The organism is Siminovitchia thermophila (genome assembly GCF_016909185.1).
Taxonomy (GTDB): domain Bacteria; phylum Bacillota; class Bacilli; order Bacillales; family Bacillaceae_C; genus Siminovitchia; species Siminovitchia thermophila.
Map to the genome: position 1 here is coordinate 75,332 of NZ_JAFBFH010000014.1, position 23,286 is coordinate 98,617.

Annotated in this window: 24 protein-coding genes; 22 read left to right on the plus strand and 2 right to left on the minus strand. The window is 40.3% G+C overall.

Annotated elements, in window-relative coordinates; genetic code table 11:
* Nucleotides 1–25 precede the first annotated feature (25 nt).
* From JOC94_RS11380 to ltaE, 16 genes are all read left to right on the plus strand, one after another.
* The gene (locus tag JOC94_RS11380) at nt 26–1,324 is read left to right on the plus strand and encodes an ABC transporter substrate-binding protein (protein WP_077112803.1); all 1,299 of its coding nucleotides are present in this window, start codon (nt 26–28) and stop codon (nt 1,322–1,324) included.
* A gap of 17 nt (nt 1,325–1,341) precedes the next feature.
* The gene (locus JOC94_RS11385) at nt 1,342–2,073 is read left to right on the plus strand and encodes a glycerophosphodiester phosphodiesterase family protein (RefSeq protein WP_077112805.1); all 732 of its coding nucleotides are present in this window, start codon (nt 1,342–1,344) and stop codon (nt 2,071–2,073) included.
* A 103-nt stretch (nt 2,074–2,176) separates the two neighbouring features.
* A complete protein-coding gene (locus JOC94_RS11390) occupies nt 2,177–2,317 on the plus strand; it encodes a hypothetical protein (protein ID WP_171973947.1) in 141 nt (46 codons plus the stop codon).
* Nucleotides 2,318–2,377: 60 nt separating this feature from the next.
* Entirely contained in the window at nt 2,378–3,406 is a 1,029-nt protein-coding gene (locus JOC94_RS11395) for a phage baseplate protein (protein ID WP_077112807.1), read from the plus strand.
* Between the two features lie 628 nt (nt 3,407–4,034).
* A complete protein-coding gene (locus tag JOC94_RS11400; RefSeq protein ID WP_408021916.1) occupies nt 4,035–4,262 on the plus strand; it encodes a helix-turn-helix transcriptional regulator in 228 nt (75 codons plus the stop codon).
* Nucleotides 4,262–4,564 (plus strand): hypothetical protein, encoded by a 303-nt coding sequence (locus JOC94_RS11405; protein WP_077112808.1) that lies wholly within the window; start codon nt 4,262–4,264, stop codon nt 4,562–4,564. Before JOC94_RS11400 ends, JOC94_RS11405 begins: the two co-directional genes overlap by 1 nt.
* Nucleotides 4,565–5,147: 583 nt before the next feature.
* On the plus strand, nt 5,148–6,455 hold the full coding sequence (locus JOC94_RS11410; RefSeq protein ID WP_139345545.1) for a serine hydrolase: 1,308 nt from the start codon (nt 5,148–5,150) through the stop codon (nt 6,453–6,455).
* 301 nt (nt 6,456–6,756) lie between these two features.
* Nucleotides 6,757–7,131, plus strand: coding sequence for a GntR family transcriptional regulator (locus JOC94_RS11415; protein ID WP_077109752.1), 375 nt, complete (start codon nt 6,757–6,759; stop codon nt 7,129–7,131).
* Nucleotides 7,132–7,133: 2 nt separating this feature from the next.
* Nucleotides 7,134–7,994: an ABC transporter ATP-binding protein gene (locus JOC94_RS11420; RefSeq protein WP_077109751.1), complete on the plus strand. Its 861-nt coding sequence runs from the start codon at nt 7,134–7,136 to the stop codon at nt 7,992–7,994.
* Nucleotides 7,995–8,609, plus strand: a complete 615-nt coding sequence (locus tag JOC94_RS11425; protein ID WP_077109750.1) for an ABC-2 transporter permease — start codon at nt 7,995–7,997, stop codon at nt 8,607–8,609.
* 942 nt (nt 8,610–9,551) lie between these two features.
* Nucleotides 9,552–10,826, plus strand: a complete 1,275-nt coding sequence (locus JOC94_RS11430) for an APC family permease (protein WP_077109754.1) — start codon at nt 9,552–9,554, stop codon at nt 10,824–10,826.
* Nucleotides 10,827–10,980: 154 nt separating this feature from the next.
* A complete protein-coding gene (locus JOC94_RS11435; protein WP_077109748.1) occupies nt 10,981–11,559 on the plus strand; it encodes a bifunctional transcriptional activator/DNA repair enzyme AdaA in 579 nt (192 codons plus the stop codon).
* Between the two features lie 955 nt (nt 11,560–12,514).
* Nucleotides 12,515–12,916, plus strand: a complete 402-nt coding sequence (locus tag JOC94_RS11440) for a GyrI-like domain-containing protein (protein WP_077110340.1) — start codon at nt 12,515–12,517, stop codon at nt 12,914–12,916.
* A gap of 388 nt (nt 12,917–13,304) precedes the next feature.
* Nucleotides 13,305–13,919, plus strand: coding sequence for an HAD family hydrolase (locus JOC94_RS11445; protein ID WP_077110341.1), 615 nt, complete (start codon nt 13,305–13,307; stop codon nt 13,917–13,919).
* 58 nt (nt 13,920–13,977) lie between these two features.
* Nucleotides 13,978–14,727, plus strand: coding sequence for an alpha/beta fold hydrolase (locus JOC94_RS11450; protein ID WP_077110342.1), 750 nt, complete (start codon nt 13,978–13,980; stop codon nt 14,725–14,727).
* 88 nt (nt 14,728–14,815) lie between these two features.
* Nucleotides 14,816–15,859 carry a low-specificity L-threonine aldolase gene (gene ltaE, locus JOC94_RS11455; RefSeq protein WP_077110343.1) on the plus strand — a complete coding sequence of 348 codons (1,044 nt, stop codon included), beginning with the start codon at nt 14,816–14,818 and terminating at the stop codon, nt 15,857–15,859.
* Between the two features lie 71 nt (nt 15,860–15,930).
* Here ltaE and JOC94_RS11460 read toward each other — a convergent pair whose 3' ends face one another.
* A complete protein-coding gene (locus JOC94_RS11460; RefSeq protein WP_077110344.1) occupies nt 15,931–17,139 on the minus strand; it encodes a YhgE/Pip domain-containing protein in 1,209 nt (402 codons plus the stop codon).
* Between the two features lie 54 nt (nt 17,140–17,193).
* Nucleotides 17,194–17,775, minus strand: a complete 582-nt coding sequence (locus JOC94_RS11465) for a TetR/AcrR family transcriptional regulator (protein ID WP_083717363.1) — start codon at nt 17,773–17,775, stop codon at nt 17,194–17,196.
* Nucleotides 17,776–18,166: 391 nt separating this feature from the next.
* Between JOC94_RS11465 and JOC94_RS11470 the strand changes: the two genes are divergently transcribed.
* The 6 genes from JOC94_RS11470 (at nt 18,167) to JOC94_RS11490 (ending at nt 23,134) form a co-directional block, all read left to right on the plus strand.
* The gene (locus JOC94_RS11470; RefSeq protein WP_077110348.1) at nt 18,167–19,423 is read left to right on the plus strand and encodes a C40 family peptidase; all 1,257 of its coding nucleotides are present in this window, start codon (nt 18,167–18,169) and stop codon (nt 19,421–19,423) included.
* A gap of 818 nt (nt 19,424–20,241) precedes the next feature.
* The gene (locus tag JOC94_RS11475; RefSeq protein ID WP_077110352.1) at nt 20,242–20,853 is read left to right on the plus strand and encodes a TetR/AcrR family transcriptional regulator; all 612 of its coding nucleotides are present in this window, start codon (nt 20,242–20,244) and stop codon (nt 20,851–20,853) included.
* On the plus strand, nt 20,850–21,347 hold the full coding sequence (locus JOC94_RS23380) for an ABC transporter ATP-binding protein (protein ID WP_321189658.1): 498 nt from the start codon (nt 20,850–20,852) through the stop codon (nt 21,345–21,347). Before JOC94_RS11475 ends, JOC94_RS23380 begins: the two co-directional genes overlap by 4 nt.
* A gap of 22 nt (nt 21,348–21,369) precedes the next feature.
* Nucleotides 21,370–21,705, plus strand: coding sequence for an ATP-binding cassette domain-containing protein (locus JOC94_RS23385; protein WP_328799793.1), 336 nt, complete (start codon nt 21,370–21,372; stop codon nt 21,703–21,705).
* Nucleotides 21,702–22,409, plus strand: coding sequence for a fluoroquinolone export ABC transporter permease subunit (locus tag JOC94_RS11485; RefSeq protein WP_077110354.1), 708 nt, complete (start codon nt 21,702–21,704; stop codon nt 22,407–22,409). Before JOC94_RS23385 ends, JOC94_RS11485 begins: the two co-directional genes overlap by 4 nt.
* Entirely contained in the window at nt 22,406–23,134 is a 729-nt protein-coding gene (locus tag JOC94_RS11490) for a hypothetical protein (RefSeq protein ID WP_077110355.1), read from the plus strand. Before JOC94_RS11485 ends, JOC94_RS11490 begins: the two co-directional genes overlap by 4 nt.
* Nucleotides 23,135–23,286: the final 152 nt, after the last annotated feature.

Sequence of the window (23,286 nt, forward strand, 5' to 3'; positions counted from 1 at the left end):
AATAAAAATTTTCGGAGGGGAAGAAATGAGAAAACATATTTTGATGATTTTGATAGTGGCAATCATCTCAATGTTGCTTATTGCCTGTAGTTCTGATAGTTCGTCCTCAGGAGGAAATGATGATGCCGGGAAGAAGAAAAATGGTGAGAAAACGACGATTCAGTTCTGGCACGCATTAGGCGGTAAAAATGGTGAACTAATTGATGAAATGTTAAAACGTTTCAATGATTCACAAGATGAAATTGAAGTTGTTGGTTCTTTTCAGGGTGGATACGATGAAGCGGTCACGAAATTACAACAATCCATCTCGGCCGACACTTCTCCCGATATTGCGATGATAGAACGGGCATATGTAGAGATGTTTGCTGATTCAGAGGTGCTAGAAGACTTGACACCTTATTTTGAATCAAGTGATCTAAATGTTGACGATTTTACAGAGGGATTAATGGGTCATTCGTATTTTAATGATCAGCTTCTCTCTCTTCCATTTAACCGTTCGACTCCCATTTTACATGTAAACAAGTCAATGCTGGATGAAAACGGCTTAGAGGTTCCAACTACTTGGGAGGAATTGAAAGAAGTGGCGAACGCCTTAGTGATTAAAGAAGGCGATGAATACAAACGTTATGGATTTAGTATGCCTTACGATACTTGGTATCCAATTGCCATGATTACTCAATCAGGTGGAACATTTTTTAATGAAGATAATACATCGGTTGGATTTTTTGATAATGGTGTAGGTGAAGAAGTATTTTCATTTTTAAAAGACGTACAAAGTACTGGCGCTATGTATTATCCTCCTGCCCAGGACTCGGGTAATATCGTTAACCAAATGTTCATGAGTGAAAATATCGGAATCATGTATCAATCAACTGGTACAATCGGTACTTTAATGGAAAATGTTGAGTTCGATTATGTCACAACGTTCCTGCCTAAAAATGATGAATACGCAGCACCTACCGGAGGCGGGAATATTGCTATGCTTGCCGGTTCGGAAAATAAAGAAGCAGCATGGAAATTTATCGAGTGGATGTTGAAAGAGCCGGAAGGATTATTACAGTTTGTCATAGATTCGGGCTATCTTCCATTTACTAACACGATGGTTGAATCGCAAGAGATGAAAGAACTGTGGGTAAAAGAACCAAATCGACAAGTAGCTTATGAACAGCTTGAACATGCTGTTGACACGAACAAGGATGTTGAATGGCCAGTCATCATGCATGAGTTCTTCTCCGCAATAGAAGCGATTATGTATAATGACGAAGAAATTAAGCCTACATTGAAAAAGTTCAAAGAAGAAACAGAAAGAATTTTAAATAAGTAAGGAAGTAGATCCATATTATGATAGAACAACTTCAATCAAAAACCGGTATAAACGTTGCGGCCCACCGCGGATATAGTGCTGAATATCCGGAAAACACTCTGTTGGCGTTTCAAAAAGCAGTTGATCTTGGAGTTGATATGATTGAGTTTGATTTACGACTATCTAAAGACAATGTAGTCGTCATTATTCATGACGATACTGTCGATAGAACGACGAATGGGACAGGTATGGTAAATGATCTTACATTAAAAGAATTAAAAGAGTTGGATGCTGGTGAAGGGGAAAAGATTCCCACGCTGGAAGAATTTTGCGAATCACTTCAACCGTATGCTGAATTACTTTTCAATGTTGAAATCAAGCCATGTGATCAAGCGATTGAAGTCGCCGACCGTACGGTCGAATTGCTTAAAAAATATGATTTCCTTGATAGATGTGTATTTACGAGCTTTGATGCAGAAGTGATTACGCATCTTCATGACAAATACAATGTAAAAACACAAGGTTTTCCCGGGGAGAAAATGCTTCATTATATTCCCGGTGAAGACGGGACCATTTCTAAAATATGGGCAATCGGAATGAGCATGAAGTTATTGAACCCTGAACTTGTACAAAGTTACAAAGCTAAAGGAAAACTGGCATGGTGCTATTGTCCGGACGATATGGAGCAAGTCAAATACGCGTTGGATTGTGGAGTAACGTTATTAACATGTAATGATCTATTACCTGCATTAAAGTATATTAAAAAGTAGAGGCGGAAATAGGAGAAGCTTTTTTCGTGGAATAGAACAAAAAAGCGGGGTGTCAAATCGCGAGAATTGACACCCCATTTTAGCACCAGGGAGGATTCCCAAAATGAGCAGAGTCGAGAAAACACTTGGCATCGGAATGGATAGCGTAAAGAGACGACTATGCAGCGACAGGGCTATTTCTGTCATGTTTAAAAAATTCGACACCTCCACTGCGACTTTAACCGTTGATAGAACAATATTTTAAGAGGCAGGATGTGTGACATACAAAATGAATCGACTGTTTCAGTTATGTAGGAAAATACCAATGATGCTAATCATCGTCATTCTGATTTCTACAATTCCTCTTACGACAAAGGCAAAACAGCCAGTACCTAATACAAACATGTTTGTTTTATCAAACGAAGGGCTTCCATTCATTCAAGACAAGCCATTGCACAATGGCACGGTACTGCAATCTTTTGCTTTTGATGATGAAAATAAGCATATCTATGTTGTGCAATTAATGGCTGGTGGTCAACAGCTCCCGGATGAAAATGAACCAGTCAGTGGGGCAATCAGGGCTAAAAATGGTGATGTAACACTGACGAAATTAGATCAAGAGGGCAATAAGTTAGGTCATATGTACCTAAAAGGATTCGGCCACGGAGTCCAAATTGGTGTAGAGGTTGAAAACGGGGTGACGTATTTATGGACTGAAACGGATGCAGTTACAGAAGGAAATGACGGTTGGGGAACACAGATTGCTAGATTTCCATTTGAGAACGGTACTATACGAACACCAGATTCTCCAGTCCTTGAAAAACATAAACTTATCGAAGGAGCTGACCGTACAACTGTCAACATTGATAAAACTCACGGTTTACTGACAATGCGATACAGATTGGATGGAAGTTTTCGATATGGTGTGTTTGATTTAGAGCAAGTGAAGAAAGGAAACTACCATCCTATTGCGGATGTTCCGCAACCTCCCGTTGGAACATTCCAAGGTTTTGCCTCATACGGAACATATTTGTATTTATTAGAAGGTAACGCCTATGGGGTCAACGGATCGGTTGCGCCTTACGGTAATACGTATGTAACAGCGGTCGATTTAAATTCTGGAAAGGCGGTAGCCAGACAATTGATTTCGGCGGGCAATGCAATGACATTTAGGGAACCTGAAGGTATGGCTATTAGAATCCCTGATCCAAAACAGCCTCATAAAGCTCAATTACATATTGGTTTTGCATCAAACGCCGCGCCAAATAGGTTGGCTAATATATATTATTTTGATCAACTCATGCCAATAAATAGTAACCACCACCGGTGTTCATTATTAAAGGAAAATCATTAATGTAGAAGAAATGATCGTATAATCTAGGTTGGGTAGGAGTGCGGTTCGGTACTAAAGCTAAGGATGGGTTTTCATGGATTCCTGTTTTGACTGAAATGAATCATTGTTGACAGCTGCGATATAAGTTACCGGCCAAAGTTTTCTAATATCGAGCACCTACCCATTGCTTTCCCAAACGGAAGGTTGGGGCTGTCTAAAAAGTCCAACTTAGAGTAAAGGCGCTAAAACTTAAAACCCAAGAATGTTGATTTTACAGCATTCTTAGGTTTTATTTTTTTTGCTTTTCAAGCTCCCATATTATTTTTCGGACAGCCCCAGCCCCTTTTCCATTTAGCGCCTTCGTCGTTTTTATCAATTCATTTTCCATCAACTTGGCTATCCGTGAAAGATATGGCGGCTTTCACACGGTAGGATGAACGAGTGAAAAAATGCGGCAGCAAATGTATGTATGACTATTTTTTCAATAAAAAATGATTCTTTAATAGTTCGCACAATCAATCTCTGATTCAACCCTCTCATTTGTTTTCAATGGTGCAATCGGTTGTGTAAGAAATATATTACTTTATGTATGAAATACTTTACTTATTGTAAAAAATATATTACTATCTAGGTGAAGGAGATGGTGTCGATGCCTTTGATGAATAGAAAAATAAAAAATCGTATAGTCATTCTTCGTGCTGAACGCAACTTATCACAAAAGGATGTGGCGGACGGCGTAGGAGTCAGTCGCCAAACAATTATTTCCTTAGAAAAAAATAGATACAATCCTTCATTAAAATTGGCATTTGATCTTGCCCTTTTTTTTGGTGTAGATGTGCATGACGTTTTTCAGTATGAATTGGAGGAGGATCATTAATGGAAATATTTTACACTAGTTTAAGGTTACTATATGTCATCATTTTCTTTGCAGCATTATTGATATCATTGCGTTTTGAATGGGGATCTGAAGGAAGCGACGAGAGGGGAAAAACAATCGCTAATCAATCATACAGTATTCTTTTTCCGATGTTGCCGCTTGGATGGCTCACCATTGAAATGGTCGATCAATTTATACAGCCTTTAAACTATGAAACTTACAAGCTGCTTATTTGGTTCTTAATGACGGGGCTCACCATCATACATGCTTTCAACATCATGATACTAAAAAGGAAATATTAAATAGAAACTTGAGACTCATCGGAGTGCGCCATTGTGAGCACTATTCGCCTTTAACAAGTAGTGCTGCATGATGGTATATTTTGACATGATTTGAAGATTTTGTAGGAGCGCTCCTCACCACTTTTATCCCGCATGTAAGGTGCCGTAAGACTCCCACTTCAAAACGTGAGGGTGATACCAAAGGTCTAAGTGTGATAAAACGGCACCTACAAGCCCGATTGGTTCAACTAACATTCAAGGAGAAAAGCATTCCTTGAATGAAGTTTCACTTTATCCCGCATGTAAGGTGCCGTAAGCCTCCCACTTCAAAACGTGAGGGTGATACCAAAGGTCCAAGTGTGATAAAACGGCACCTACATGCCCGATTGGTTCAACTAACATTCAAGGAGAAAAGCATTCCTTGAATGAAGTTTCACTTTATCCCGCATGTAAGGTGCCGTAAGCCTCCCACTTCAAAACGTGAGGATGATACCAAAGGTCTAAGTGTGAGAAAACGGCACCTAAATGCCCGATTGGTTCAACTAACATTCAAGGAGAAAAGCATTCCTTGAATGAAGTTTCAATTTATAAGGAGGCTATTTTGTTGAATATTTATGCGTGGATAGGACTGATGGGAATTCTTTTACTCTCCAGTGTTCCGCTGTTCAAAAAGTCACAACGATCAAAGGGGAATATCCTGCGATTTGCCGTCACAACGGTGATTGTATTGGGTGTCATCTTTTTTGTTGAAGTAATGGGTGTTTCTTTTATACTGGCGATTATCGCAGGCTGTATTCTTTTGATTTTATTGGATAAAAAAACATACACGAAAAAAAGAATGATGATTTACGCCTCTTTGACACTCATCATTATAACAGTCTTGTATTTTTTATTGAAACATAATCCCGAGTACACATTAAACCACCTGATGAAACATCCAGAAAGCTCTTCTTTATTTGTTGCGATGAATGATGAAGAAATGATTACGTATCAATCTGATATACCGCGGCCGCTGGCAAGTGTTGTAAAAATCATCGTCGCCATCGAATACGCCTATCAAATTGAAAATGGCGATTTGCATAAAGACGCAACCGTTCCACTAGAAACAGTCAATCGTTATTATATAGAGAATACCGATGGCGGCGGCCATCAAAAATGGCTGGAACAAATGGAGGAAGCAGGTCAAATTGAGAATGATAAAGTGAAGCTGCGCGATATCGCAAAAGGAATGATTGCCTTTAGCTCCAATGCAAACACTGATTATCTGATTGATGTACTGGGCGTTGAAAGCATCAACAATCGCATCGACCAATTAGCGTTAAAAGACCATGACGATGTGTATCCTCTTGTAGGAGCATTGTTAGCATTAAATGAATATAAAAAGGAAAAAAAAGATACTGACTGGCAAAAAGAATTAAGAGAAATGTCTGATGAGAACTATAAAAAAGAGGCCCTTATACAAAGCGAAAAAATGAAGCATAAAAAGATAACAGTTGCAGGGGTAGACCTTTCTGTAAAAGAACAGCGTGTTTGGTCTGACCGCATGCCAAAAGCCTCTCCAGCCACATACGGAAGACTGCTTCATATGATCTCCAGAGAAGGCTTCCCTTCAGAAATATCCCATACATTACGAGACCTGATGGAATGGCCAATGGAAATGATCCCGGAAAATAAAGAACATTATCGCTACATTGGAGCAAAAGGAGGCTCGACTGCCTTTATTTATAATCAAGCGATGTATTTTGAGGATCTTTCTGGCAATCAAATGGAATTTGTGCTGTTCATGGATGACTTATCATTATGGGAGTCAATGATGCTGCAATTTCATTCTAATTCTTTTATTGTAGAAATGGTGAATAATAAACAGTTTCGAAAAAAAGTCCAATCCACACTGCAAGCTTACGCAAAATAAGCGTTGAGCAATTTAACTGTGCTAATTCTTGTCAGCTTGGCGATTTTGGTATCCATCGTCATGGAGCAGGATTCAATTTAATTCTTTACTCGGCTTGTGGAAAAAGCAATTGTTTTCCACAAGCTTTTTTCGTTTGAAAATCTTCCGGAAGAAGAGTGAGCGGCCTTTAGGTTCCTAGTCGCATTTATTATCTGGTTATTAAAATAATTACGAATAAAAATCTTTCCATTGTCATGAGTGTTCATCTTGTGTATATTGTATATATAGTGTATATACAATATTTGATTAGAGGGTACCCAATATGCAAATTATCATATCCAATAGTTCTAAGGCACCCATTTATGAGCAAATTGCCAACCAAATAAAAAAGCTTATTTTAACCTCCCAATTAAAGGAGGGTGAGCCTCTGCCTTCCATGAGGCAGCTGGCAAAGGATTTACAAATAAGTGTCATTACGACGAAAAGGGCTTATGAGGAATTGGAGAAAAATGGCTTTATTTACTCGATTGTAGGAAAAGGCTCGTATGTGGCAGAACAAAACGTAGAAATCATTCATGAAAAGAAGCTGAAGGTCATGGAAGAAAAGCTGGTGGATGCGATTCAGAATGCCAAAGAAATGGGCATAAGCCTATCAGAGCTTAAAGAAATGCTGACGCTATTATATGAGGTGGATTGAGAATGGAAAACGTCATCGAACTGCGAAATGTAGAAAAAACGTTCAAGGGTTTTCAATTGCAAAATTTTTCCTTGGATGTAAAAAAAGGTTATGTTACTGGAATGATAGGCCCTAATGGGGCGGGGAAATCAACTACGATTAAATTGATCATGAATTTAATAAAAGCAGACCGCGGGACGATCAAGGTCTTTGGCATGGATTATGAAAAAAATGCAAAAAATATCAAAGAAAAAATTGGCTTTGTCTGTGATGAAAATGTGTTTTATGAAGATTCAACTTTAAAAGCGATGAAAAATATTATACGTCCTGCATATACACAATGGGATGAGAGTCAGTTTAACTACTATGTTGAATTATTCGAACTTCCGCTAAAGAAAAAAGTAAAGACTTTTTCTAAAGGAATGAAGATGAAAGCTTCGCTGGCCATGGCTCTATCCCATCATCCAGAATTGTTAATCATGGATGAACCAACATCTGGACTTGATCCTGTATTTAGAAGGGAATTGTTAGAAATTCTTCGCGAGTTAATGCTTACAGGAGACAAAACGATTTTGTTTTCAACGCATATTACAACAGATTTAGATCGGATTGCGGATTATATTACCTTTATACATGGCGGAAGGCATATTTTCACAAAGGAAATGTATCAAATTGAAGAACAGTATGCCATCGTAAAAGGCAGCCTTGATTTGCTGGATGCCGATACTGAGAAAGAATTTATTTCAATCAGAAAAACCGAAAGCGGCTTTGAGGCATTGACAGAACATAAAGAACGGGTGATGAACATATTTGGGGAAGAAGCCATAATAGAAAAACCAACGTTAGAAGACATCATGTATTATACAAATAAAGGAGAGGTCTAGATGTTGGATTTGATTAAAAAAGATGTTCGAATTCAGAAGAACTATTTTATTTTTTATTTAGCCCTTATTGGTTTTTTTGTATGGGAAAATATCCCAAATGCCACGATTGTTGTTGCGATGAGTTTAGCTTTTATAATGAATACCTTGTATTATGACATGAAGGATCAGGTGAATATTTTATTAAACTCTTTGCCTTACACGCGAAAAGAAATTGTCAGCTCAAAGTATGTCGGTACAGTTCTTTATACAACAGGCGTAGTGCTGTTGGTTTATATGGGACATTTACTCATTAATGGAAATATCTCCGCATTTTCATTGGAAAATATCTTGGTTGGCTTTGGATTGGTGATGTTGATTACGTCATTTAGCATACCGTGCTCTTATATATTTAAACCGCAGCATGTACTGATGGGCGGCATGATTTTAATGGCTATTTATTTACTTACCTTTAAATTAATTTCTGAATTTTTTCAGGAGTCATTTCGGACTTTTATCAACTGGTTGATGAAAACTCCTGATGTACAGCTTTATTTGATGGGCGGCATCTTCGTTCTTATCTTGTTCGGGTTATCTTGGTTACTTTCCATTGGAATTTATGAAAGAAAAGCCTTTTAGGTGACTGAAACCGAAGAGTGGAAGAAACAGCTTTCGCTCTTCTGTTTCTTTTTCGATGGTTGAATAGCATGAAAGTATTTCTCGATTGCGGAACGAGTAACAAATGGGAAAAAAGAGATTATTTTTGCCGATTGCCGAATTTTATCCCGCATGTAAGGTGCCATATACACCACATCAAGACTTGAGTAGATACAAAAGGTCGAAGTGGGAGAAAACGGCAAAATGCCCGATTCGTTCAACTAATATTCAGTAGGAGGTGGAAGGAAACGCCTACTGGATGAAACTTCACTTTATTTGGTGAAGAATGAGTGAACGAAGAGGAAATAGGGAGTATGTCAAGGTTCATGATAGTAAGAATCATTCTACTTGTGGTAGCAGAAGCTTTTACACATATTTTTTCTGAATTCGGCTTTTTAAAGAAAGTCTTGGCGCTCCTTATAGCCATTATGTCAATCGGATACCTTGCATTACGCCATCAGAATGAAAAGCAGGACGTGCTGTTGCCGATCTCAGTTTTAGCTAAACGCAAAGCGAGAAGTTGGGACATGCTACTTCCGGGTTTTCCCATATGAGATAGCAAAACGTCCTATCAGTATAAAATCTAGCGACATTTGAATACCGTTTTTCTGAAGAGGTTTTTCCATGGCAAGGAACCTCTTTTTTTTCATGCTCTGCCTCGGATTTTCACTTCTGTTCGGGTTTTCTTAACCTGGGCTAAAAAGCAGAATTAGAATGCAAGAAAAGAGAAGAACATGAAGTGTAAGGCTGGTAAGGTAGTTTTATCCACCATATAAGGTGCCGTAAGCCTCCCACATCAAAATCTTGAGTGAATACAAAAGATCTAAGTGTGAGAAAACGGCACCTAAAAGCCCGATTGGTTCAACTAACATTCAGTAGGAGCCCTACTGAATGAAGTTTCACTTTATGAAAGAGGTGTGGCCAGTGGAAAAACGATCGATTGGGTTATATGAAGGTGTCGCATTGTATATTGCCGCGATTCTTGGTTCGGGTGTCCTTTTTTTATCCGGTGTAACGGCTTCGATAGCAGGACCGGCATCTATACTGTCTTGGTCCATCGTGGTGATGATCAGCTTTCCGCTTGCTTATTCATTTGCCTGTCTGGCTCGTGAATATCCCGACGCTGGAGGAGCAGCCACCTTTGTTCGGCGTTCCTTTGGTGATCACTTAGGCAATGTGGTTGGCTGGTTATATTTTGTCACTGCCGCGGTTGGCCAAACGGTTGTCTCGATGTCTGGTGCTTTTTACATCAGCCTTGCTTTTGGGCTGGACGATTTTGAAAGGGCAGGGATGGCGATCATCATCTTGCTGATTGCGGGGATAGCCAATTATCATGGTGTTGTGGTAAGCGGTAAAGTTGCGTTGGTGATCAGCGCCTGTCTGCTTTTTTTATTACTTTTTACAGTGCTTGTCTCATTAGTCCATATCGAATGGGGAAATTTCACGCCCTTCGTTTCTAATGGCTGGTATTCTATTGGAAAAGCAGTAACCGTTATTTTTTGGTCATTTTTTGGATGGGAAGCTATTTGCAACCTCGCTCATCATTTTAAAAAGCCGGAAAAAAATATTGTTCAAAGCACGATTGTCAGCGCCGTAATCATAAGCATATTGTTCCTGGCATTAAGCTTTGTTACAATCGGCACCGGAACATACGGAAATATAGACAGCAATTTATCGCCAATTGGCGTGCTGATGGGAGAAACAATTGGAGTAGGAGCTCAAATAGTGACGGCCATTTTAGCCCTCATTATATGTATTGGAACGTCTAATGCATTTGTAGCCAGTTTGGCCCAACTCGGATATTCGTTGGGAAGATATGGGGCTTTTCCCAAAAAGCTCGCCGTTTTACATGGAACAAAACAAATTCCCAGACGCATGGTGATATTTGTCGTTGCCTTTGCAATAGTGGGAGTTGTTACGACAGAGTTCTATTCAATGTCTTTCAATGATATTCTGTTTATACCGACCTCCTTGGGTGTATTTGTATATATTCTTTCAATGGCGGCAGGTGTTAAGCTGTTCGCTAATCGCACATTTCCTTGGTGGTGCTCGCTCCTATCACTTATTCTGTGTATATTAGTACTGCCGTTTTTTCAATTGTATTTGACAGCCCCATTCATCGTCATTGTGTTGTATGCGGGCTATATGGCACTACAGAAAAAGGTTTGGCCTTCAACTGGCGAGCATTTCCATGATTAGAAATGAAGCATTCACTAGCAGTAAGCCTGATGATTAAGAAACCGAGGTAAAAGGTGAAGTGTAGTTGGTGTTCAACACCCGGTAAAAGCTTGATGGGGCTCAACAAACAATCAGTGGAGTATTGAGTTTCACTTGATAAAAGGGGAGGTTGCTGATGGCAGCGGAAACTGCATTTTCAACGGCATTCATGTGGGAAGCGGTTGTTACGTGTAATCAACAATATGATGGCAAGTTTTTTTATGCCGTGAAAACAACAGGCATATTTTGTCGGCCTTCTTGTAAATCCAAGACCCCGAATTACAAAAATATTTGTTTTTTCAAAACGGCCAAAGATGCCTTGCAACAAGGGTTTCGGCCGTGTAAACGATGCAAGCCCGAATTGCACGTTGACATGTATGATCCTCAATTAGAAGTGGTGGAACAAGCAAAAAACTATTTGGAAGATCACTACCATGAAAAAATTTTACTACGCACTTTAGCAGGAGAAATTGGAGTAAGCCCGTACCATTTAAATCGGATTTTCAAAGAGAAAACGGGTTTTACTCCTCATATGTACCTGGAACATATGAGAATTGAAAAGGCGCGGAATTTACTCTTGTCTACGGCTTACAGCAGCACTGAAATTTGCTTTCAAGTAGGGTACCAAAGTTTTTCCAGCTTTTACAGGCAGTTCAAAAAAATATCCGGCTGTTCACCAAAACAATTTAGAACGGAAAAGGGATGGAAGTTGTGACTTTGCTAAGTGGGCTATCCTTGTCACGTTTCTTTTTCTACGGATATGCGGCTCCCGAGATCCTCAAATAGAACGCTGAAAATGGGAGGATATAAAAGAGTAGTTTCAACCAGAAGGCTTTCTATATGTATCCAAACTAATGAAGTTTCGTGGATTGAAATAGATCACTGTAATAGATTCTTATATGACCAAACGAGCGCACTCTATAATTGTGCGTGGATTGAAGTCACGAGAAAACCCAGATGAATGCTCGTCAATGACAAGTCGCACTAAAGATATCACCATAGTAAGGGTTTTGAGAAAAAAGTGACTAAAACACTTGAGGTGACCACTAACGTTCCTATGATTGTCTTCTCTTTTATCCCGCATGTAAGGTGCCATATAACCATTTCAAGACCTGAGTTGATACAAAAGGTGTAAAACGCACCTAAATGCCCGATTGGTTCAACTAACATTCAGTAGGAGATGGAAACTCCTACTGAATGAAGTTTCACTTTATCCCGCATGTAAGGTGCCGTAAGGCTCCCACTTTCAAAATCTTGAGTGAATACAAAAGGTCTAAGTGTGAGAAAACGGCACCTAAATGCCCGATTGGTTCAACTAACATTCAGTAGGAGATGGAAGAAAACGCCTACTGAATGAAGTTTCACTTTATCCCGCATGTAAGGTGCCGTAAGGCTCCCACTTCAAAATCTTAAGTGAATACAAAAGGTCTAAGTGTGAGAAAACGGCACCTAAATGCCCGATTAGTTCAACTAACATTCAAGGAGAAAAGCATTCCTTGAATGAAGTTTCACTTTATTTTGAACTCCCCCTTGGTTTTATCCAAAATCCCATCTAAAACGGCATAAAAATGCCCGAGAATCTCTAAATAGATGAAACTTATTTCGAAGTCAGGACGTAACTACTATAGTCTATACTTGAAGTGAAAGAACGAATGATAGGGAGGATCAAAATGAAATTATATGTAGTCGACAGAATTAGGACGAATAATTTTCATGACGGCCAATTCATTGGAAAAATCACAACGATGTGGGAGGAAGCTTATCGCCATCTGGGACAACATCAAGATGACATATTTGGGGTTTATTATGATTATGAATCAGATTACAAAGGCGATTATTCATTAAGCGTTGCCATTGAAGATCGTTTTGGTGAGACATGTATTGAAATACCGAAAAGCGAAAATTATAAAATTTTTAAAGTGGATGCCAGTGATGAGCAAGGTGTCGTAAAGACTTGGGGAAAGATATGGGAACAAGAAGAAGCGGGATTATTGGCGAGAGCTTACTCCTATGATTTTGAAAAATACTTACCAAATGGAGACATTGAAATTCATATCGCGGTTCAATCATAAAGGATAAAAAAACTCATTTTGAATGTTCTCCCTTCACAATAAAACAGGCCCAGCGGCCTGTTTTCGTTTCATTCAATGATGATCGTCTTGCCTCGGATCGACTGCTGCAAAAACTCTTCAATACTCTTGGATACTTCCGTCGTTTTATTCCAACAGGTGAAACAGAAATCCATTCTCAAAAACCTTTTTTTGTTTTTTTATTGTTTCATTTGATCGATCTTTTTTTCAGCGGCTTTGCCTTTTTAAAGTAATAAGGTCAACACGATGTCCGATTTTGTCTTGAGTGGCTATAACATTTTCTCTCCAGGATGAATGTTTATGTTTACGCCACGGGTGGCAGGCCCTATGGTATCTTTAAAATAGAGCTTGTTTTAAAGGAGGAAGAAGGGTGGACAGTATTATATTTGATCTGGACGGGACGTTATGGGATTCGCGGGAAAATGTCGCTAAAGTTTGGAATCAAGTTCTTAAACAATATTCCGATGCAAGAGGAACGATTACAAAAGATGATTTAAAGAAGACGATGGGCTTGCAAATCCAAGATATTGCAAAGGTGCTATTTGATTATTTGGATGAAGAACGTCAATTGGCCTTAATCCAGGAGTGCTCCCAAGTTGAAAATCAATACTTGTTGGAAAACGGCGGAACGTTATATCCGAGGTTGGAAGAGGTATTACAAGAGCTCTCCCAAAAATATCCATTGTTTATTGTGAGCAATTGTCAGGAAGGGTACATTGAATCATTTTTTGCATTTCATCGTCTTGAAAAATATTTTGTAGACTTTGAGAACCCGGGGAGAACCGGACTGACGAAAGGGCAAAATATCGAGCTTATTATGGAGCGAAATCATTTGTCTTCTCCCATTTATGTTGGTGATACCCAGGGAGACCGTGACGCCGCAGCGTATGCAGGCATTCCTTTTGTTTACGCTGCATACGGGTTTGGAACAGTAGAACAATATGATGCTAGGATTGAGCGGTTCGAAGATTTGCTTCAGCTTTGAGAGTGGACTGTTACGGTGATATGGCCATCATGATTTTGTTGAAACAGGAGGTGAAGAAGTGGCGTTGTACTACAAGGAATATGGAATGGACAAGTCTCCCTTAATGGTTTTTATTCACGGCGGCGGGGTCAGCGGCTGGATGTGGGACAAGCAAGTGAACCACTTCTCTACTAATTTTCATTGTCTCGTTCCCGATTTGCCTGAGCATGGACAAAATAAGGGCAATTCCTTATTCACGATACATTCGAGTGCGGAAAGAATCATAGATTTGATTGAGGAAAAAGGCAAAGGAAAACCGGTGATTGCAATCGGTTTTTCTTTAGGGGCCCAAGTGCTCATTGCTATGCTTGGGATGAAGCCGGATGTGGCTGATTACGCAATGATCAACAGCGCTTTAGTGAAACCGATCCCCTTTTCGAGAGTAATAGCAAAAATGTTGGCTTTCACCCATCCGTTAATAAAAAATAAGACGTTTTCCAACATTCAAGCCAAATCTATGTACATACCTGAATCCTATTTCGATATTTACTATGAAGAAAGTTGTCAAATGAGTAAAGATACTTTCATGAGAGTCATGGAAGAGAACATGTCTTTTACGATCCCCAATAACTTTGAAATCGCGACCGGCCACATTTTGGCAACGGTTGGCGAGAAAGAGAAAAAAATCATGAAACAGTCTATGAGTGCGATTGTGGACAGTCATCCGAACTGCGAAGGCATGGTCATTCCCGGAATGGGCCATGGTTTCTCTTTAGCCGATCCAGAAGGGTTTCATCAATTGGTAGAAAACTGGTTGAACGAGCATTAATCATATCTCACCATTTCTTTTTCCGTTCATGTATACATAGGAATGTATTGGAATCAATAATGGGGCATATTTGAAAGGAGCTCTGCCAATGCCAATAGATTTAAGGAGTGATACAGTCACATTACCCACTCAGAAGATGCGCGATGCGATGCGGGATGCTGAAGTGGGAGATGATGTATATGGCGAGGACCCGACGATTCAGCAATTGGAGCGGTTAGCTGCCGAGATGGTGGGGAAAGAGGCTGCGTTGTTTGTCACGAGCGGAACACAAGGAAATCAGGTGGCTGTTTTATCACATACACAACGTGGAGATGAGATCATTTTAGAGGAAAACTCCCATATTTTCTATTATGAGACAGCTGGGATTTCGACAATTGCCGGTGTTCAGGCGAGGACGATTAAAGGGGTGAATGGACAAATGCCCGTTCCTGATATCGTTGCGGCAATACGGGAAGATGATGTCCATTGTCCGAGAACCGCTTTGATTTGCCTGGAAAACACGCATGCTGATTCGGGCGGGCGAATTTTGCCCTTGCATTATATGGAAGAAGTGTACCAAGTTTCCAGAAAGCATGATATTCCTGTCCATTTGGATGGCGCGAGATTATGTAACGCAGCCATTGGCCTTGGTGTTGACCTTAAAGAAATAACAACATATACAGATAGTGTTCAATTTTGCTTATCTAAGGGATTAAGCGCACCAATGGGCTCCATTTTAGCAGGGTCTAAAGAATTGATTGAAAGGGCGAGAAAGTGGCGGAAAATGCTGGGCGGCGGAACCCGCCAAGCAGGGATTGTCGGGGCTGCCGGCATTGTGGCGCTTGAAGAAATGATTGACCGCCTAAAAGACGATCATCGTCACGCGAAAAAGCTTGCTGAAGGATTGGCGCGTATTGCCGGAATTGACATTGACGCGAACGGTGTTGAAAGTAATATAATGATGTTTTCTGTTGCTGGTTTAGGGATGGGTGCGGGAGAATTTATAAAGCGATTAAACAAGTTGGATGTTTTAGCCAACCGCTTGGGGCCATACAGAATTAGATTTGTGACACATAGAGGGATCACGAGTGAAGATATTGACAGGACTATTGAAGTGGTCAAGCAGATAGCCGGCAGTAATCATTCAAGCTAATGACGAGAGGCTGATCATCAAATCAGTGGAAACTGAGTAGATGATCAGCCTTTTTCGTCAAGACATGAATATTACTTTGCCACCGATGTACCTTGCGGACGGACCTTTTCCTTGCTGGAATCTCGCCAAACTGCAACCGCCCCGATGGCTAATAGGAAAGTAATGCCTGTAATCAGCAATAAATACCATATATTGTCCTTAAGTATGCTGCTGTTTCCACCAAAGACAATCGCGTAATAGCCGTCTGCCCCATATGTGGCCGGCAGGAAAGGCGCCAGGGCATGATAACCTTTCGCCAACAGTTCCCTCGAAACCAATACACCGGACGTGACAAGTTGAAGGGAGAGGGCCAAAATGTTGAACACCATGCCGAGATTGCCGAAGAGAAAGACAAATACTTGAGCGAACGTTAGGAAGGACAAGAACATAATGGCTTGAAAAAGATAGATCATTCCAAACGGTTCCTGGCTTGTAACGGCAAATAACTTCATGAGACTGATGGTCAAAAACGGCAGCAGGAAGGCGACACCCACATTGATCAATTGTCTGGCAAAGAACAGTCTCCATTTTGTATAGGCGGATCGAATTGTTGTGGCGGCTTCATGAATTTGCATAATCATAACCATGGCACCGGCAAAGGAAGAAATGATTACCATGAGTGGGACAAGGTTGGCTGAAAATTCTTCAGCGGTATTCGTTCTCTTGATGACTCCCTCAACCGGTTCTGGATCAATGGATGCAATGGCAGATTGCACCGCTTCCTCAATGGCTTGTGCAACCGGCTGTTCCAAAGGCATCTCCTGCAACTTCTGCTCAGACATCGCCGTCCCTGCAGCTTTCTGAAGTAAAAACACTTTTTCGTTAAGCTCATGATTCACTTGCTTTGCAATTTGCTCCATCATCGTTTTGCTGGATGTTGCGTTTGCCTGGTTGATCCAGTAATAAATGGAAGGGCGTTCTTCCGATTTTAAAGAGGATGTGAAATTTGCTGGTATGTGAATAATCATTTCTATTTTCCGCTCATCCATTTCACGGGAAGCTTTTTTAAAAGTACTGTATTGCTTTACTTGGAAGGGGAGAGTTTGCCCAAGTTCCTTCGCTATGTCCATTTCATTCGTTTGGTCTTCATTCACAACTCCGATTGACAGATGATCTGTCCGATCCTGCACTCCTTTATAAGCGGTCAACCATACAGAGAAAAAGATGAGCTGAAACATGATGGCGGCCATGATGCCCATATAAGTAGCCCTTACCTTAAAAAATGCTTTTAATTCTTTCATGAAAATTACCTCCTTGTGTGTAAGTGCTTGCTTGCATGTAGGTCAAAATTTTTTCTAGGGGGTGATTCCCCTAGAAAAAATAAACACACTCGTTTTCAGCAGTTGGTGAATATCCAAGTCGGTGATCTTTGGGCCCAACCGGATATAGGAGATGAAATGGCCAAAATTGATGGCAATGAAGGATAAGGATACTTCTTCTACATTGATATCCAACAGTTTCCCTCTTTTTTTCATTTCTTCGAAATACCCCATTAACTGCTCTTTCAAAAAGCGGGGAACATTTGCAAGTTCTTCACCGATTTCTGGAAATGTACCCACTTCTTTGATGGCGATCAGAACTAAGTCCTTAATGGGTAACATAGATTGAAAGTATTTGTTGGCAAAATGAAATAAATCTGGTTCCAATTCATATATGACATCCGTTTCAATCGTTTTTTGCAAAACCGGGCCATAAGAGAGTTTGTCAATGATCGCTTTTAAAATGGCGCGTTTATTTCCGTAATGGCGGAAGATTGTTACTTCATTGACACCAGCAAGCTCAGCTATCGAGCGGGTTGTGGCAGCGGCATATCCTTTTTCGCTGATCAACCGGATAGCGGCATCAAGAATGCGGTCAGATGTCGACTGTGAAGGCAAATAGGTCAACTCCTTGATAAATGCAAGTGATTACTTGCATGGTAGCATGGATATAATAAAAAGGCAACAGTGTTTCATTCCGATTGTTACAAAAGAATCCGCGGAAACTTGCTGCAATATAGAGTTCATGCATTACGCAAAACAAGGTGTGTAAAGGCTTGTCTCCCGTTGAATCAAAACATGCGTGAACCACAGTATGGATACGGAGGTAATATTTGTAACATGATTGAAACAATAATGCAAGGTGATTGTAAAGTCATTCTGTCGAAAATTGATGTTATAATCATTATGGATTACATACAGAATGTCGGATATATGCTTTATTGACGAAATAGAGCATTTTTTAGCAGTTAAGATTACAAAGAGAGAGTTTTTAGGGGGAAAAGTAAAATTGAAAAAAAGATTACTCGTATCCGTATTGGGCACAGGTCTGTTACTTTCTTCACTTCCAAATAGTGTCGCATTTGCGAATCAGAATTTGGATCAGGAGATTTCAGCGAAAAAGCAGGAGCTTTCATCTTTGCAAGCAAAAGAAAAGGAAATCAATGATCTCTTGGGAACATTGGAGGCCAAAGTTAATGAAACAAATCAAAAAATAGCAGGGGCCGAAAAAGACATTGCAAAAACGAAAGAAGAAGCGAAGCAATTGGAAACAAAAATCGCCGAGGTGAAAGAGCGGCTTGAAAAGCGCAAAGAAGTATTGCAAAATCGGGCTCGGGCCGTCCAACAAAACGGAGGTTCCTCCAACTATCTGGATATGATTGTAGAGGCGGAAAGCTTTGGAGATTTAGTTGACCGCACGATGGCAATGTCAAAAATTCTAGACGCTGATAAAATGATTATCCAGGAGCAAAAGAAAGACCAACAAACATTGGAAGCTTCTGAAGCGGAATTACAAAAGAAGTTGGCTCAAGTCGAGAGCGACTTGACCGAAATAGAAGCGTTGAAAGAACAACTTACATACCAAATGAACGATAAGAATAGTTTGCTTGCGGCCATGAAAGAGCAAAAAAATGAAGCAAATAAGGAATTGAAAGATTTAGAGATCCAAAAGGCTGCCATTCTCGCAGAAGCGCAACAAGCGAAAGAAGAGGCAGCAGCTTCCGGCAATGCAACAGCAGAATCATCATCTGGCAATGGAACAGCAGCAGCATCCGGAAATACAGCGGCTGCACAGACAACAAACACATCCGGTGGTAAGGCGGTCAAGAGCAGCAAGCCTTCTGCGCCATCCACTCCTACATTTAAAAAAGGATCATCGGCTATTGAAACAGCCATTAATGCGGGTTCTTCACTGATCGGCCGTTCTAGCTATAAGTTTGGAGGAGGCAGGTCTGATAGTGATATCGCAAACGGATTGTTTGATTGTTCTTCATTTATCCATTGGTCCTTTAAGTCTGCAGGTGTAAGTGTCGGGTCTTCAACGGTCGCGCTTGCTTCTCAAGGAAGAGCCGTCAGTCCCTCGGAAATGAAGAGAGGAGACCTTGTTTTCTTTGATACTTACAAGAAAAACGGTCATGTCGGCATTTACCTTGGCAATGGAACTTTCTTAAACTGCAACTCTACTGATGGTGCGGCTATTGATAGCATGGGTTCAAGTTATTGGAGCGGTGTTTTTAAAGGCCACGTCAGACGTGTAGTTGAATAAGATTGAACAGCAAAAGCAGGGGGTTTTCCTCCTGCTTTTCGTTTGCGTGTTTTTGGGTGTTACTCATTTCACAACGGTGAAACATGATATTGGCTTTTCGTTGAAGGTCTTTTGCCTAAAAGCAAACCATTCAGCGCAAATGTCCATCCGCTTTTTTGTACATCTCACCTCTTTGATTTTTTCACTGGCGTTCTTGGTGAACAAATTCTCCTCCAATTTAATATGATCCCTCTCAGATTTATTTGCCGAAACCACAACCATTACGAATGGCTATCCACTCGTTATGTTTTGAATATTCGGACTATTATATTCACGCATGTTCGCTCTTTAAATCACAAAAGGGGGACAGGTATGAGCAGTATGCTTTGCAACCAATGTTGCAAGTTTGTTTAAACGTAAAAAGTATGAAAGGAAAGTTCACTTTATCCCGCATGTAAGGTGCCGTAAGATTCCCACTTCAAGATGTGAGTTGATACAAAAAGTCTAAGTGTGAGAAAACGGCACCTAAATGCCCGATTCGTTCAACTAACATTCAGTAGGAAATGGAAGAAAACTCCTACTGAATGAAGTTTCACTTTATCCCGCATGTAAGGTGCCGTAAGACTCCCACTTCAAAATCTTGAGTGAATACAAGAGGTCTAAGTGTGAGAAAACGGCACCTAAATGCCCGATTGGTTCAACTAACATTCAGTAGGAGCCCTACTGAATGAAGTTTCACTTTATTTTTCTTTGGACCTTTTCAAACGATCTGTTGGTATGATATTATATGAATATAAAATAAAATTATTCATACATTCACCAAGGCGGGAGACGATATAATGGCAAAAAAGTTTACAGAAGAAGAAAAACGCTTTATTCGACAGAAATTACTGACTGAAGGGAAGCGTTTATTTGAAGTGCATGGCCTGCAAAAAACGAGCATCGGAGAGCTGACGAAAAAAGCAGGAATTGCCCAAGGGACTTTTTATCAGTTTTTTCCATCCAAGGAGGAATTGTATTTTGACATTATTGAACAAGAAGAGCAGGTAATACAAAGAGAATTGGTCGATCAAATTGCAACAGCCCGATTAACAAAAAACAGCTTCGTTCATTTTCTTCAGCAAGCTGTATACTCATTGGAAAAAAGCCCGATTTTACATCAGCTTCATGATGAACATACGATGGCATTGCTGATGCGAAAATTACCTGAAGAAAAACTGGCCATGAATCATCAACGTGACGCGGATTTTCTATTGCCATTGATTGAACGCTGGCAAACAGAGGGGCAAATGCAGAAACTGCCACCGAATGTGATTATCGGTATGATTCGTGCCTTAGTTCTTTTAGCGCTGCAAAAAAATGCAATTGGGGAAGACGTATATGAGGAAGCGATGGCGCAATTTATCCAGATGATGGCTGGCAGTCTCGTCCTTGAGGAGGATACTCAATGATTCAAGTTGAAAATTTGGAATATGCTTATCCAAAAGCGGCCGTACCAACCATTAAAGGAGTCAATTTTCATGTTGCCGATGGTGAAATTTTTGGTTTTCTGGGTCCTTCCGGCGCTGGAAAGAGCACACTGCAAAACATTCTAACGGGGATGCTTAAGGGGTATCGCGGGAATGTTTATATTGGTAATCAAGAGCTTCGCGCGATTCAAGAAGATTTTTATGAAGAAATAGGCGTTGCTTTTGAGTTTCCAAATTTTTATTCCCGTTTTACAGTGCTGGAGAATTTGCGTTTTTTCGGCGGTCTTTATAATCGGAAAACAGAGGATCCTTACAAACTATTGAAAATGGTTGGCTTGGAACAGCATGCAAATACACGTTTTTCCAACTTGTCCAAAGGGATGAAGATGCGCTTGAACTTCTGTCGGGCCCTTTTGCACGATCCAGCGCTCATATTTTTGGATGAACCGACTTCTGGTTTGGAACCCAGTAAATAAAGAACTGTTAAAAGAGATGATCTTGAAGAAGAAAGAAGAGGGAAAAACAATGATAGTCACGACGCATGATATGCAAATAGCCGATGATCTTTGCGATCGTGTCGCTTTTATTGTGAATGGGAAAATAGCATTAATCGATAAACCGAGAAACTTGAAACTTCAGTATGGCCGTCGAAAATTAAGCGTTGAATATAAACTTGCTTCTACTTTACATTGCCAAGAATTTGACTTGGACGGAATTGGATCAAACACGGCTTTTATCAAGCTAATTCAAGAAAAGGAAATAGAAACGATTCATTCACAAGAAACAACCTTGGGAAACATTTTTGTGAAAGTGACGGGGAAATCGCTGGCATGAAAACATGGATGTTAATCAAAAATGATCTCAAGTTTCAATATCGCCACGGTTTTTATAGGGCTTACTTTGTGTTAACGTTGATGCTGCTTATGCTCTTATCGCTTTTTTCTGGACTCGCCAAAGAACAGGCAGGGATGATCCTTTTATTAACGGAAATTAGTTCATTTGGTTCTACATTTGTCGCGGCGACCATTGTGTTGGAAAAGGAGCAAAGGCTATATGATACGCTTTTCGTAACACCTATAAACATTCATTCTTTTTTACAAGCAAAGATTCTTTCATTGGCGGCGCCAGCACTTATTAGCGGAACCATTTTGTTTGTCGTTTCGTTCGGGTTGAACATGATTCGTCTGGAGTTCATAGCGGGGATTTTTCTGGCGTCCATCCTCTTTAGTTTGCTCGGCCTGACGCTGGCGACAAGGTGTCAAAGCATCAATGGCTTTATCTTGTTGTCACTTCCTTTCGGACTCGTGCTCGTCGGGCTTCCAATCGTTCATTATTTACAATTGTTCCCGATACCTTTTAGCATACTCCTTCCCGCGCAGGGGGCTTTACTTCTATTGAATGCGGGCTTTGAACAGACAGGTTGGAAAGATGTTCTTTTGGCCGTGTTGTTATTGGCAGGATGGGTGCTCGTTTTTTATGTCTGGGCTGAGCGGTGGTTTTCCACTTATATCGTTCAAAAGGAGGCCACAAGAAATTGATGAAAAAAGTTGCACCTATCGCGATCGCGGATGTGAAAAATATTCGTCATGATCCCATGCTTCTGCTGGCATTCATTGGTCCCATTATTTTAATAACAGTATATCAAGTGGGCGGCCCCATTGCCCTGTCCTTCTTTCAGCAAAAATTTGACTTCAACATAGCTGTTTATTCGAAAATCATTTTTTTAGTCTTTTTATCGCTATTGCCGTTGCTTACGGGAATGGTCGGGGGCTTCTTAATGCTGGAAGAGAGAGATTTGCAATTGATTTCTTATTATTCAATCACCCCGCTTGGGAAAAAAGGATATTTGTTTTATCGGTTAATAAGTCCTTTCGTGATGACGATTGTTGCGGTCTTTCTATTTATTCGGCTGGCTTCTGTCGTTGAGATGTCCATTCTTTGGAGCGTCATCATTGCCTGTATCGTCTCTTTGCTGGCCCCGTTGTTTTCGTTGTTTTTAGTGGCTTATGCGACAACAAGGGTTGACGGATTTGCCTTGAGTAAAATGGCAAGCTTTTTGATTACCGCCCCTTTTATTCTCTTTTTTGTTCCAAAAGGAATGCAATGGCTTGCCGGCGTTCTCCCTACTTTTTGGATCGTGAAATTCATCGAAAGTGTTTGGAACAACAGTGGGCAAAGCAGTCTGTATGGAATGTGTGCCTTGTCCATTCATCTGCTGATCTTATGGTATTTTTATAGAAAGTGCGTCAGAAATATCCATTAGACAAAAATCTTCCTCTGGAACATCTTGGCGGGAGTTTAAATGGCAAGTATTTCAGGTAACAAAAACATCGGCACCGTTACGATCCAAGTCGAATCGTTTGCTGTGAACACTTCTTTAATTTTAAGTAGGGAGTTCGATTGGAACGATCATAC